Annotated in this window: 13 protein-coding genes; 6 read left to right on the top strand and 7 right to left on the bottom strand. The window is 36.3% G+C overall.

The window, feature by feature from the left end:
* Positions 1-115: 115 nt before the first annotated feature.
* From AC4G3N_RS17100 to AC4G3N_RS17075, 6 genes are all read left to right on the top strand, one after another.
* A complete protein-coding gene (locus AC4G3N_RS17100; RefSeq protein WP_175354247.1) occupies positions 116-262 on the top strand; it encodes a hypothetical protein in 147 nt (48 codons plus the stop codon).
* Positions 263-679: 417 nt separating this feature from the next.
* On the top strand, positions 680-1,573 hold the full coding sequence (locus AC4G3N_RS17095; protein WP_140462308.1) for a MerR family transcriptional regulator: 894 nt from the start codon (positions 680-682) through the stop codon (positions 1,571-1,573).
* A gap of 153 nt (positions 1,574-1,726) precedes the next feature.
* Entirely contained in the window at positions 1,727-2,794 is a 1,068-nt protein-coding gene (locus tag AC4G3N_RS17090) for an ABC transporter permease (RefSeq protein ID WP_491090777.1), read from the top strand.
* 4 nt (positions 2,795-2,798) lie between these two features.
* Positions 2,799-3,476, top strand: a complete 678-nt coding sequence (locus AC4G3N_RS17085) for an ABC transporter ATP-binding protein (RefSeq protein ID WP_066102807.1) — start codon at positions 2,799-2,801, stop codon at positions 3,474-3,476.
* A 210-nt stretch (positions 3,477-3,686) separates the two neighbouring features.
* On the top strand, positions 3,687-5,165 hold the full coding sequence (locus AC4G3N_RS17080; protein ID WP_140462306.1) for an amino acid permease: 1,479 nt from the start codon (positions 3,687-3,689) through the stop codon (positions 5,163-5,165).
* A 320-nt stretch (positions 5,166-5,485) separates the two neighbouring features.
* Entirely contained in the window at positions 5,486-6,172 is a 687-nt protein-coding gene (locus AC4G3N_RS17075) for a YoaK family protein (protein WP_491090774.1), read from the top strand.
* A 139-nt stretch (positions 6,173-6,311) separates the two neighbouring features.
* On the opposite strand, the gene AC4G3N_RS17070 is transcribed toward AC4G3N_RS17075, so the two are convergent.
* From AC4G3N_RS17070 to xylA, 7 genes are all read right to left on the bottom strand, one after another.
* Positions 6,312-6,827, bottom strand: a complete 516-nt coding sequence (locus AC4G3N_RS17070) for a gamma-glutamylcyclotransferase family protein (protein ID WP_077247998.1) — start codon at positions 6,825-6,827, stop codon at positions 6,312-6,314.
* On the bottom strand, positions 6,827-7,468 hold the full coding sequence (pcp, locus tag AC4G3N_RS17065) for a pyroglutamyl-peptidase I (protein WP_066102816.1): 642 nt from the start codon (positions 7,466-7,468) through the stop codon (positions 6,827-6,829). Before pcp ends, AC4G3N_RS17070 begins: the two co-directional genes overlap by 1 nt.
* 30 nt (positions 7,469-7,498) lie before the next feature.
* Positions 7,499-8,428 (bottom strand): DUF979 domain-containing protein, encoded by a 930-nt coding sequence (locus AC4G3N_RS17060; protein WP_066102819.1) that lies wholly within the window; start codon positions 8,426-8,428, stop codon positions 7,499-7,501.
* A complete protein-coding gene (locus AC4G3N_RS17055) occupies positions 8,428-9,120 on the bottom strand; it encodes a DUF969 domain-containing protein (protein ID WP_066102823.1) in 693 nt (230 codons plus the stop codon). Before AC4G3N_RS17055 ends, AC4G3N_RS17060 begins: the two co-directional genes overlap by 1 nt.
* A 292-nt stretch (positions 9,121-9,412) precedes the next feature.
* Positions 9,413-11,035 (bottom strand): aspartate 4-decarboxylase, encoded by a 1,623-nt coding sequence (gene aspD, locus AC4G3N_RS17050; protein WP_491090771.1) that lies wholly within the window; start codon positions 11,033-11,035, stop codon positions 9,413-9,415.
* Positions 11,036-11,335: 300 nt separating this feature from the next.
* Positions 11,336-12,835 (bottom strand): xylulokinase, encoded by a 1,500-nt coding sequence (gene xylB / locus AC4G3N_RS17045; protein WP_148631198.1) that lies wholly within the window; start codon positions 12,833-12,835, stop codon positions 11,336-11,338.
* Positions 12,836-12,901: 66 nt separating this feature from the next.
* Positions 12,902-14,233, bottom strand: a complete 1,332-nt coding sequence (gene xylA / locus AC4G3N_RS17040; protein WP_148631200.1) for a xylose isomerase — start codon at positions 14,231-14,233, stop codon at positions 12,902-12,904.
* Positions 14,234-14,387: the final 154 nt, after the last annotated feature.

Raw genomic sequence — 14,387 nt, 5'->3', positions numbered from 1 at the left:
ACTTAAATCTATAGGGATAATCAGTAAAATATTAAATACGCTAGCTGGATAAAGATGTTTTCAGCTCAAGAATACAGGAATGAAAAATATAACCAACACGTTAGGAGGCGACAATATGACAGACAAAAATAACACTGAAGGATTACGAGAACTCGAAAGAAAAGTTCAAAACAGTCAGAAGAAGCCAGAAAACGCAATTGATAAAGGCCGTAAACCGGATCAACAAAATCGCCTAAAGAACCAAGAAACTAGACTGCCTTAAATTATATTAAAACTGAAGAAACCCAGTCTCTTGACTGGGTTCTCTTTTATGTATGAAATGCCTACTTTTTTTAATATTCCTTAAAATCATCCACAAATCATAATTTTCTTTTTAGAGTGCATATATTATTGGTAGTTCATCTCTTAAAAAAATGTTCAGGGATTATGTTATAAAGGAATGGCTGAACTATCTTTGTATGTTTTCTATTAATTTCAACACTACCTCTATTATAATATTGAATTACCTCAATCCATAACTCTTCCATTTAAAAAAACTACCCCACTAAAGTAACTCTTTTTTCCTAAACCTAACAAAATCCAAAACTAAATAGTAACCCAGGAATTGCATTCTTTTATAAACTTAATATACAGTTAAAATATAGAGAATTTATAGTACTTGTAAAAGAAAGGTTATTTTATGTATAAGATTAATGCTGTTTCTAAATTATTAGATATGCCAACTGTTACTATTCGATCATGGGAAACCCGTTATCATGCTATTACTCCGAAACGTACTGAATCGGGTCATAGAGTATATACAGAAGAAAATGTAAATGATTTAAAATGGCTCAAAAAACAGGTTCAGGATCATAAGATGAGCGTCAGCCAGGCAGTTCAGCTTCTGAAAATCCACAAAGGTGAAATTGAAAAGGAGCAATTAATCGACAACACGATTAATCATTCATTTGAAGCGCAAATTAATGAATTATTTGAAGCAACGCTACATTTTGATTCCGAGAGATGCAATCAGCTCTTTGATTTATATTTTTCTCAATTTCATTATAAAACGGTCTTTTATTCAATTGTCGTCCCACTTATGTATAAAGTTGGAGATGCTTGGGAAAAGGGAGAGTTGTCTGTTATTAAGGAGCATATGATCAGTAATATTGTGCTTCAGCGTGCCATTAATTTTTTTACGATTTTCCATTCATCCCCCATTCTACCCAAAGTGATTGCCATTTGTCCGGAAGGGGAGCATCATCAACTTGGATTAATCCTCTTTACTCTCTTTTTAAAAGAGCAGCATTATCCAGTCTATTATATAGGCGCCGATACACCACTTGATGGGTTGGATGAGTTGATTAAGGAAAAAGATATTGAGATAGTGGCCATTTCTATCTCCAGTGATGAACACGAACTGAAGGCCCAAAAATATATAGATATTCTTTATAAGCAAAATCCAAAGTTAAAATTCATCATCGGCGGTTTAGGAATTAAAGAAAGCAAAAAACAAGAACCTCGCTGGGATGTATCTCCGTTTGACAAAGACTGGCTGAACATCATGAGTCAGATTAATGATTATAAAAATTAAATACTTACTTCATGCCCCAATTCCTGTTGGGGCATTTTTCTTTTCATAATTAAAGTTACCTCAAATTCAATTATTTGCTATTATTATATTTTTCTTATACATTATCTATATATTAATTATATTTTAAATACAAATAATGTGAGGATGGGGTACATGTTTTTAGCCTGGAATGAAATAAAGAATAATAAACTTCGCTTTTTATTAATTGTCGGTGTTTTAACACTCGTTTCCTACCTAGTATTCTTTTTATCCGGATTAGCTAATGGGCTTGAAAACCTAAATAAAGAAGCCGTTGATAAATGGGAGGCAGATGGAGTCATACTGACGGATGAATCAGATATAAATCTCCCGCAATCAACTTTGGCAATCGGCGATTTTGAGGGGGACGGTACAGATGAATACGCCATTTTGTCTCAAGTAAACTCCATCGCAAAAACAGATGATATAAAAGCAAATGTCTCTCTTTTTGGCATCAATGAAGATGAATTTATTATGCCTGATATAAGTGAAGGGAAGGCTTTTAGTAAAACGGGGGAAGTAATAGCCGATGATTCTCTCAAAGATGAAGGGTTTAAAATGGGCGATGAATTGAGCCTTTCTTCTACGGACATCACTCTTACGATTACCGGATTCACTGAGGATGCAAAATTTAATGCTGCACCAGTATTGTATGGATCACTGGAAACGATACAGGAAGTTCGTTTTGGTGATGCAGCAGAGCAAAAAGATGATCAAATTAATGGTTATGTCATTCGTACAGATAACTTAGAAAGCGTCGCTGTCGACGATTCACTTAGTGTTGTTTCAACACAAACATTTATTGAAAACATGCCCGGATATTCCGAACAAAACTTGACATTAACCTTTATGATCTATTTTCTATTTATCATATCTGCCGTCATCCTGGCGATATTCCTTTATGTATTAACCATTCAAAAAATCAGTATTTTCGGAGTTATGAAAGCACAGGGAATTTCCAACAGCTATTTGTCCAAATCGGTGATTGCCCAAACATTTATCCTATCCTTAGCAGGAGTTATTGTTGGTTTCACCCTAACTCTTATAACCGGATATTTCTTACCAGCAGCTGTTCCTGTTGCCTTTAACTATATGGATATGCTGATATACGCTGCTGTCCTGGTTATTGTATCTATACTTGGAGCGCTATTCTCTGTACAGACTATTGTCAAAATCGATCCTTTAGACGCGATAGGAGGTTAACATAATGGCATTACTTGAATTAAAAGAGGTCAACAAAGTTTTCATGTCCGGCCGTACAGAAATCGAAGCATTAAAAACTACTAACTTTTCGGCAGATTCAGGAGAATTAATTGCCGTTATCGGTCCTTCCGGTTCTGGAAAAAGTACTTTTCTAACCATTGCGGGCGGTCTTCAAGCACCAAGCAACGGTGAAGTGATTGTAAATGATCAAAACCTGACTAACCTAAAGGAAAAAGAGCGAGCATCCATTCGTTTAAAAGAAATAGGCTTTGTTTTGCAAGCCTCTAACCTTGTACCCTTTCTTACAGTAAATCAGCAAATGCATTTACTGGATAAAGTAAAGAAGGATAATATGGATAATACTCAAATTCAAAGCCTTTACAGGGCACTTGGAATTGAGGATTTGCTTACCAGTTTCCCATCAGATTTATCGGGTGGTGAGCGCCAACGTGTTGCATTAGCAAAAGCATTATATACAGATCCTAGTATCATTCTTGCTGATGAACCAACCGCCTCCCTCGATTCTGACCGCGCCTTTGAGGTAATGGAAATGTTGAAAAATGCTACTACCAATCATGGTAAAACAACCATTGTGGTCACACACGATACAAGACTAATAGATTATTGTGATAAAGTTTATAAAATTATTGATGGAACGCTAAACCTCGAATCTCATAAATAAATAGCTTACCCTCTGTTTTAAAGAGCCTTTCTCTGTAAAGAAGAGAGGCTCTTTTCTCATTGCCCACGCTATTTTTATTATTCCCAAATTATACTTTACTGTTTTTTCTAAAAAATTAGATTGTTAACAAAAATGTTTAAGCTTGCTTGCTAAATTGGTATATAACACTACTAATTAATAAATGACATAAAGAAGGAAAGAGGCATAATAATGGAACCTGCCATTAAAGAAACATCACCTATATATAAACGTAAAAAGAAAAGAAAATTAAAAAGAGATTTAAAAACCAGGCATTTAACAATGATTTCTCTCGGCGGAACGATTGGTACGGGATTATTTCTGGCTAGTGGAAATACAGTTCATGCTGCCGGTCCTGGCGGTGCCCTTGTTGCCTTCGCAATTGTTGGTATAATGGTATATTTTTTAATGACAAGTCTGGGAGAGATGGCCGCACATATGCCCGTTGCGGGATCATTCAGTATCTATGGAGAAAAGTTCGTCGATCCTGCCTTTGGCTTCGCACTTGGCTGGAATTACTGGTATAGTTGGGCAGTCACGATTGCAGCAGAGCTATCAGCGATTGTGTTAATAATGAAGTTTTGGTTTCCTGATAGCCCTTCAGCATTATGGAGTGGATTATTTCTTCTCATTATTTTTCTACTAAACGCTCTCTCTGTTAAAAGCTTCGGAGAGTCAGAATATTGGTTCTCATTAATAAAAGTAATTGCCATTATTGTTTTTATTGGTACAGGTGTCTTGATGATATTTGGAATTATGGGCGGAGAAGCCATTGGATTCAAGAATTTCACAGTTGATGATGCACCTTTTAATGGAGGAATCATGGCTATATTAGGAGTCTTTATGGTCGTTGGTTTTTCATTTCAAGGGACAGAGCTTATTGGGATTACGGCCGGAGAAAGTAAGGAACCAGCAAAAACTATTCCTAAAGCTGTAAATTCAGTTTTTTGGAGGATTTTAATTTTCTTTATTCTTTCTATCTTAATCATCGGTTTAGTGATTCCCTATACTACTCCGGACCTTGCTGCTACCGATAGTGTCGTAAAAAGTCCTTTCACTCTTCTATTTGAGCGCGCTGGCATTGCCTTTGCTGCATCTGTTATGAACGCAATCATCCTGACCGCCATTCTTTCAGCAGGTAACTCAGGAATGTATGCAGCAGCCCGAATGCTATGGAACTTAGCAGAAAGAGGACATGCTCCAAAATTCCTTGGAAAATTGAGCAAAAAAGGTGTACCCATCAATGCCTTAATTGCTACTGGCCTGGTTGGCTGTCTGGCATTTTTAAGTTCATTTTTTGGAGATGGTGTGGTTTATGTCTGGCTCATTAATGCAGCCGGTTTATCTGGGTTTATTGCCTGGCTTGGCATCGCCATTAGCCACTATCGTTTTCGCAGAGCATATGTGGCTCAGGGATATGATGTAAATGATCTTCCTTATAAAGCAAAATGGTTCCCGTTCGCACCGCTCGCTGCTGCCACACTATGTACCCTGATCATACTTGGCCAAAATACCGATGCCTTATTTGGCGGTACTATAGATTGGTACGGTTTATTAGTATCCTATATCAGTCTTCCGCTATTTCTAATTTTGTGGTTTGGATATAAATATAGTAAGAAAACAAAAGTTGTTTCTCTAAAAGAAATGAATGTAAAGAAAATTAAAGCCTAAAAAGAATGAAGAACCTCTAGTTACTAATGGAGGTTCTTCATTCTTTGCAAAGATAACTCCCTCTATTTCATCTCCCCTCTTCCTCGAGCAAACGGTCTAATAGTGCGTAATAAATCATTTACATTCTTTAGTAGCAGTTAGCTTCTCCGTCCATCTAAAATGCAAAAAAAAAAATCGCATCCGTTTCCTCATCCACTTATTTTTCGGATAATGACATTCAAGATTTTTTGAATAATCTAAGTAGGTATGTGGAATCATTTTCATAAAAGCCACGTTCTCTTCCTTTTTGCTAAAAATGGGCTGGTCGTAAGGAGATATATATGGAACATAGAATAAGAAAATTTCTTTCATTATCAGCTAATTCCTTAGTTATGGGAATGATCCTGGCATTAGTAGGTGGGTTTTTAGATGCTTATACATACGTTACAAGGGACGGAGTTTTTGCAACTGCACAAACAGGAAATACCGTTTTATTTGCGGTGAGAGCAGCCAGCACAAAATACGGTGCAGCCATTCAGAATGTACCGCCTTTTTTAGCTTTTATTGCCGGCGTGTTAACAGCCGAATACATCAAAGACAAACACGATATGCATAGACGAGCAGTTTTAATACTGGAGTGTGTCATTTTATTTATTGTCGGTTGGTTACCAGGAAGTGTACCGAATATGATTGTCACTATGAGCATTGCCTTTGTATCCTCCCTGCAAATCGCTACCTTTAACAAATTGGAAAATTGGAGCTACAATTCAACCATCACAACCGGAAATCTGCGAACTGCCTCTTCAGCTTTTTACGGCGCCTTTATAGATCGTGATTCAGAATCAAAAAAAAAATTTAAAGGGTTTTCCGCCATTATACTCTCCTTTATTTTTGGTGCATTAGTTGGGACCTATTCCAGTATTCATATGGGGAACACAGCCATCTGGATAGCAGCCAGTATTATCCTGCTCACCGTTATTTTATATCATAAAAATAAAGGATTTATGGAGGACAATAATACCTCCTGACCTAATGAAAAATGCTAGTTTTCAACACCTTACCAAGAGATAGGGTTAGGTGAAATTCTTTAATTCCAGATCAAAAAACAAAAAAAGAAAAACAGCTGCTTTTACACAGCTGTTTAATACTCGGATTTCATTAGAAAGCTCAGCTATAAACATAGCTTTCTCGCATTTCTTCTTTAGCCATCCCGATTAAAATATTCTTATTTGGAGAAAGCTCTTTTTGTAAATTTCCACTTATCATGTATTCTTTCCAATCACCATGCGGAATATAAATGGTACTACTCTCAAAAATTGAATCTTTGTCTTTGTTATAGAAATAAACAAAACATTTTTCTTTTTGATGGGTATGAAGATTTTCTACTTCCAGCACTACTTTATGGTATTCATTTTCGGGATTATTTTCACTAATGTATCCCTCCATCTCATCCATTGCCTTCATTGTATCCTCGTAACAATCTTCTTTTATGACCATGATTTCTCCCCATACTACATCTTCACCAAATGTAATAGCAGGATAACCTTTATACGGCATATGATATAATTTCATATTTTCTAATTTGGCTTCTTTTTTCTCAATGACCTTATTAGCTAAATACTTATTATAATTGAAAAACCCTTCCCGTAAGCTTCCATAAACAAAAAGATTGATCCGACTCATTAACAAATCTCTCCGCCGATTGCTTTTATATCTTCGTCATAGATAACACAAGCTTCAATAGCCAGTTCCAAGCCCTTTACAATATCATTTAACGACATAAACGGAGTATTTTTCTTATCCATCACTTGAGAAGTCATATAAGGGATGTGAATAAATCCACCTTTTATATTTGGATACTTCTTATCAATCATGTAAAGAATTCCGTACATTACATGGTTACATACAAATGTTCCGGCTGTATTTGATAACGTTGCCGGGATTCCATTTTCACTCATATGTTTAACCATAGCTTTGACAGGTAAGTTTGAGAAATAAGCAGGTTGACCATCCGGTTGGATAACTGCATCAATTGGTTGATTACCTTCGTTATCTTTAATTCTATAATCATCCAGGTTAATAGCAACTCTTTCAGGAGTTATATCAAATCTTCCTCCTGCCTGCCCTACTGATATGACAATATCCGGCTTGTGCTGTTCTATTGCATTCTCTATTGCTTCAACAGATTTATTTTGAACTGTCGGTATAATGACCTTAATAACCTCTGCTCCTGCGATTTTGTTGTTTACCATTTTAACAGCTTCTTCAGCTGGGTTTACTGGCTCTCCTCCGAATGCATCAAATCCAGTTATTAATACTTTCATAATTTATTCTCCTATTGTAAGTTTTTTATCTTAAAATCCCCAAATATACATCATAAATATATGAACAACTAATAATGTTAAAGCGATTGGAGCTTGTGCCTTTATGACTGAATTCTTATCTTTAAGTTCAAGCAATGCAGCTGGTAACATATTGAAGTTCGCAGCCATAGGTGTAATTAATGTTCCACAGTATCCAGCTGTTAATGCCAGAGTTCCACAGATAAGAGGGTCTCCGCCTATAGCAAATACAAACGGTACACCGATTCCAGCCGTTATTACAGCAAATGCGGCAAATGCATTACCCATGATAGCTGTAAATAAAGCCATACCTACACAATAAGTTGCTACACCTACCAATGCATTACCTGTTGGGATCACATTTGAAATAATAGATGCAATCTTATCGCCTACACCCGCTGTCGTAAATAATACGCCTAATGAAGCTAATAATTGAGGCAGAATCGCAAATGCTCCAATTGATTGATACATTCTATTGGTATCCTCTAATAGCTCTTTAGAAGTAGCTTTAGTTAATATAAACGTTAATACTAATGCTATGGTGGATGCTATACCAATCGCTACCGTTCCAGGGAAACTTGTAAATTGAGCCACAAGCATGGCTATAACTGCGATAGACAGTGATGGGATGAAAATTTTCAAGCCTAATTTTTCTGCTTTTAAGTTAGCGAATGTCTCATCTAATTGTTTTAACGTTCCAATATTTATTTGCTTAGTTGCCGATAATACAGCGATAACAACTACTAAAATACCTACTATCGTACTTGGAATATAGTTTCCAAGTATGAAAATTACGGCTAGTATTCCCCAAAACATAGCTGTACCGATTCTTGTTTTGTGGTTTTTATCCTTTAAAGTAAATACCATGGTAACTCCCATGAATAAACCGATTATAATATAAAAGAGTTCTAATAAAAGATTAGAGATTTGTGTTATATCCATTATTGTTCACCTCGTCCTTCTCCATTTTTACTAGAATATTTTTGCGTCATTTTTCTATCGAATAATAAATTTTGAGCAGTCCAGAATATGAATGCAATAACGGCAACTGGTACTGAAACTTTCGCTACTTCAAGTGTATCTACCTGCATGCCTAGCCCTTCCAGTGTAGATGCAATTAAAAGTACACCAGAATTTGCGATGAATACATTTTGCGCAAAGAAATTACCGATATTATCAGATGCTGCTGAGTATGATTTTATTTTTTCAATATCTTTTTCGTCGACCTTATCTCCGTATTTAGCAACGGCTGCACCTTCTGCCATTGGGCTTACTAAAGGTCTAACAAATTGTGGGTGTCCACCAAGTGTTACGCCCATACCAATCGTTACTTCTCTTATAAACGTATAACCACTCAGTAATTTTCCTACTGATAAACTGCTTGCTTTTTTAATAAGCATAACTGCCTTGGCTTTTAATCCGTATCTTTCACTCAACCCTATAACAGGAATGGTAATCAAAAATAAACAAGTTACTCTATTTGATACAAATGCTTCTCCAAGTGTATTAAGTATATCTACGATATTCATGTTTGCCACAAGTCCAGTCGAAATACCTGCTACAACAACTACTGCAATGGTATCTAACTTTAGTGCAAATCCTATTATTATAATCAAGATCCCTAATAGTTCCATTACTACTCTCCTATTCTAACATTTTAGTTATTCTACAATAATTTCTAATTATATAGTCATCTTTTAACATTGTAAATAACACGTACAACTATACTTCAACATTTTAATCTGGTAAAGGAGTAAAATATGGTTATTATCAATAGAGGAGATAAGCTATGAGATAACAGTATAATAAAGAACTTAAAAAGCCTTGCTACATAAATATCGTAGCAAGGCTTTGACTGTTATTATATAGGAATAATTAAATTCCAGCTAATGGAACCTGAAATCCCTGAGATTTAGGCACTTAAATTTAAATATGGCCCATTTTCTTTTTCCATTCCATCACATAATTTTCTAGTACATTTTTTAGTTCTTGGCCAATTTGTAAGTAGTCTTCATCATTTAGATTAGCAAGAGATACACGAATGGACCATACTGGTGCTGAAAATCCTTCGCCGCTTAATAATACAATCGATGAGTTTTCTGCTAGGCGATATAAAATATCAACCGGGTTATAATTCTTTTTCAGGTAATCGGTGAACCCTTTATCAAAGTGATGATTACACCAGATTTCCAAATCGATTTCTGTATAATAATCTGCATCATTAGGCAAATGTTTCTTAGGTAAACCGAGACCTTTGTATAATAAATTCATCCTCCGGTGTAAAATGTCCATAGTTTTTTTCTTGTATTCATTATTGGTATCGAGCATTGCAAAAATCGAAAATAAAGCCATTTGTACTTGTTGCGGTGTCGATAATCCAGCTGTGTGATTCATCGCAACGGCTCTGCTATCTGCAACTATTCGATCGATAAACGTAAGACTTTCTGGATTCCGTGTAAGCGAAGCGTATCTTTTATGTAGAACCTCCTTCGTTTCTTCTGGTAAATCATCGACTAATTTATCAAAGACATTGGATCGATTTATGGAAATCGTCCCTAATCGCCAGCCTGTCACACCAAAATATTTAGAAAATGAATAGACCCCAATTGTATTGAATGGTAAATCCACCATTAAGGAACGGAACCCTTCAACAAAAGTACCATATACATCATCTGAAATTATCATAAGATTTGGATTATCTTGTTTCACGATTTGTATGATTTTTTCTGTGGATTTCTTTTCCAAAGAAACTGAAGGCGGATTGCTCGGATTTACTAAAAAAAGTGCTTTAATGTCCGTATCTTTTAATTTTTCTATTTCTTCATCAGGGTATTGCCATGTATGCTGTCCTTCATTGTTTAATTCGGTTGCTTCAATTTTCACAAGTTCGTAATCATTGTTAGGAAGCTCTGGAATCTCTATATAAGGCGGAAAAATTGGAACCATCACCGCAATCTTAGATCCTTTGGGCAGCAAATAATTTTTAAATAACGTATCAAATATATAACACATCGCTGCCGTTGCTCCTTCAACAGCAAATAAATCAAACGGACCAGCCGACGAATCACCATTACATAGCTCTTTAATTAAAAAATCATGTACAACCTGTTCAGTTCTAACAAGCATTCGATCCGGAATCGGGTAATTATCACCAATAATTCCATCTACTAATTCATAGACCCATGTATCTGGCTCAAACTGTTTATTTTTGATACCGTATTGAATAATTTCTTTCAGCAAATGAATTCCTGGAATTTGCTGATTGGCCTCAACATATTTATTAAAACGTTCTGCAATTCCTATCCGACTTGGCATCCCCGCTAAATTGCCATCATCCCATACTTGCCTCGATTCTGTAACAGCGAATTGCCCTAAAGCAAAAAACGCTTCTCGAGGTGTCGCTGCAATCCAATTAGGATTCCCCCGTCCTGCATCCAGCATAGTTCTAGTGATTCTCATTTTTCCTTTTGCAAGATCAATGAGCTTATCTTTTAACTCAAACGGACTTATTTTCTCCAATTGATGACTTTCCTTTTTTAGTTCATCCATCAAGATCCTCCTAATAAACTGCTAAAACCATATAAAAAGTATTCCACAAGTACACGTGGAATATAATCGAACTCATTTATTTCTCTCATTAACAGAATATTGAGGGACCTATAAAAATTTAATAACGGTTAGAACTTTCTCTCTCATTACAAAAAAATCTGACCTATTAATCAAAAAAATAAGTCAGATTTAATAGTCCGACTTATTTTACGAATATTATTTACTTTTTACTAGCAGTTAGAAAAGGATTACAACATCACCTTTGGCACTTCAAAACCCAAATAACACCATTACCATTAATTATTTTCTATATTCTTCAAGTTGCTCATTAAGCCCCTTCGTTTGAGTATATACCTGTTGATATACCTTAAATAATCGCTTATACGTCTCGACATTTTCTTGAATCGGATCATAGGATTTTGCAACTTGAATAAAATGATTGGCACATTCGTTTAATGAAGCAAACCAACCGCATCCATACGCTGCAAGCATCGCCGCTCCCATTCCTGGACCTTGCTCGCTTGTCAGTCTTTCAATTTTCGTATTGAAAATATCCGCTTGCATCTGCAGCCATGTGTCATTTTTGGCACCGCCGCCAATAGAGATTATTGAATTAATCGTCTTACCATTTTCCCTGAAAATTTCAATTGATTCGTTTAGAGAGAACGTTATCCCTTCCAGAACCGCACGGGCAAAATATTTCCGATCATGAGATGCATCAACGCCAATAAAGCTACCGCGAATAGTGGCATCTGCGTGTGGTGTTCTTTCACCGACAATATATGGCGTAAATAATAGACCATTGCTGCCTGCAGGTACTTCTTCCACTCCAGCCAAAAATTGATCAAAATCTTCTTGCTTCGCGAACGTTTCCTTAAACCAGCTTAAGCTATAGCCAGCCGCAAGCGTCACACCCATTGTATAGTAAGCATTTTCTTCACCATGATTAAAATAGTGAACTTTCCCATTAAAATCTTGGTCATTTCTTTCTTCATAAGATAGTACGACACCAGAGGTACCAATGCTTGCTAACGTTTTTCCTGGTGTTAAAATTCCGGAACCAATCGCACCGCATGCATTATCAGCTCCGCCTGCAAACACTTTTACCGCTTCAGTCAATCCTGTTTTTTGGGCAAATTCAGCTGTTACTGTACCTACGAAATCATGTGATTCCACTAATGGTGGGCAAAAATCAGAGGATAGACCAAATGCCGCCAATACTTCCTGGCTCCATTCCCGTTCCGCCACATTCAGTAATAGCGTTCCTGCAGCATCGGAGTAGTCCATATGGATATTTCCAGTTAGACGGTAGCGTAAATAATCCTTTGGGAGCACAAATAATCTGGCACGTTTGAAAATGTCTGGTTCATTTTCTTTTACCCAGAGAATTTTAGGCAGGGTAAAGCCTTCTAATGCAGGGTTTTTCGTTACTTCTAATAAACGTTTACTCCCCATAACATCGTATATTTCCTGACATTGCCTTGTAGTTCTCGTGTCATTCCATAAAATTGCATTTCTTAAGACTTGATTATCTTCATCTAATAAAACTAAACCATGCATCTGACCCGAGAAACTGATCCCCTCGATATCATTTACATCTCCATCGAACTGGTGAATTAATTCCGCTATTCCTGCTGTTGTTTTTTCAACCCATTCTTCCGGGTTTTGTTCACTGTAACTAGATTTTTCAATAATAAGCGGATATGACTTTGCTACTTCCATACATACGTCTCCACGCTGATTCACCAGTAAGATTTTCACTGCACTTGTTCCGAGGTCTACACCAATAACATATTTCATCCTTATCATCCTTTTCTAAAAAAAGTGCTGGAGGAAAGGCTTCCAGCACTTTGTAAGATTAATAGATTAAACGTGTACGCTTGATAGTGTTTCTAATAAATATTGGTTGATGATGGCTTTCAGGCGCTCTGTTCTTCCAGATGTGTTCTTAATCTCAGTTAATTGAAGAGCATACTTTTCTAATTCACGGAAGTTGGTTCTGCCCTCAACGATATCTAAGCCAACGCCTTCTTGATAGCTGCTATAGCGTTCCTCAACAAAGCTATCTAAAGCTTTATCTTCAATAAGCTTGTTTGCTACCTTTAATCCAATAGCAAATGCATCCATACCAGCGATGTGGGCATGAAAAAGATCCTCTGGCTCAAATGAACCCCGTCGTACTTTTGCATCGAAGTTTAAACCACCTTTGCCTAAACCTCCATTTTTCAATATTTCATACATTGCTAATGTATTAGAATAAAGATCAGTCGGAAATTCATCTGTATCCCATCCAAGGAGTGTATCCCCCTGGTTTGCATCCACTGATCCAAGCATTCCATTGATACGAGCTGTTCTTAACTCATGCTCAAATGTATGGCCAGCAAGAGTTGCATGGTTAGCTTCAATATTGAACTTGAAATAATCTGTCAGATCATATTTTTGCAAGAAAGCCATACTAGTCGCCACATCAAAATCATATTGGTGTTTTGTAGGTTCTTTAGGTTTTGGCTCAATCAAGAAAGGAACATTCAAACCGATTTCTTTCGCATAGTCAACTGCCATATGGAAGAAGCGAGCCAAGTTATCTTGTTCAAGCTTCATGTCCGTATTTAGGAGTGTTTCGTAGCCTTCACGACCGCCCCAAAACACATAGTTTTCAGCGCCAAGTTCCTTCGCTACTTCTAAGCCTTTTTTTACTTTCGCAGCTGAATAGGCAAATACATCAGCATTCGGAGAAGTGGCAGCACCATGAACATAACGAGGATTAGTGAACATATTTGCTGTATTCCAAAGCAACTTTGTTTTACTTGTTTTCATGTATTCCTGAATCATTGCTACGATAATATCCTGATTTTCATTTGTTTCTTTTAATGTGCTTCCTTCTGGAGCGATATCTACATCATGGAAAGCAAAATAAGGAACATTTAATTTTTCAAAGAGTTCAAATGCCGCTTCCACACGGGCTTTTGCTAAATCTAAACCTTTGAGATTATTCCATGGGCGAATCGCTGTACCAACACCAAATGGATCTGTTCCATCTGCTGTGAACGTGTGCCAATAGGTAACTGAGAATCGGAGAATATCTTCCATTGTTTTTCCATTTATCATTTCTTCTGGATTATAATACTTAAATGCTAAAGGATTTTTAGATGAAGCGCCTTCATATTGGATTTTATTAACAGTTTCGAAATAAGCCATTGTGGCATGCCTCCCAAATTTTTTAGGTTTCAGATCGTTTATGTAAATGCTTACAAAATATGAGTCTCTAAATTCTTAATCTGCAACCTGTATTAATTAGCATTGTAGCACTTTATACTTTGTTTGTCTAATAGATAAACAAAGTATACAACAA

This window comes from Bacillus sp. z50, assembly GCF_058313585.1.
This window is presented reverse-complemented; position numbering and strand designations above follow the sequence as displayed.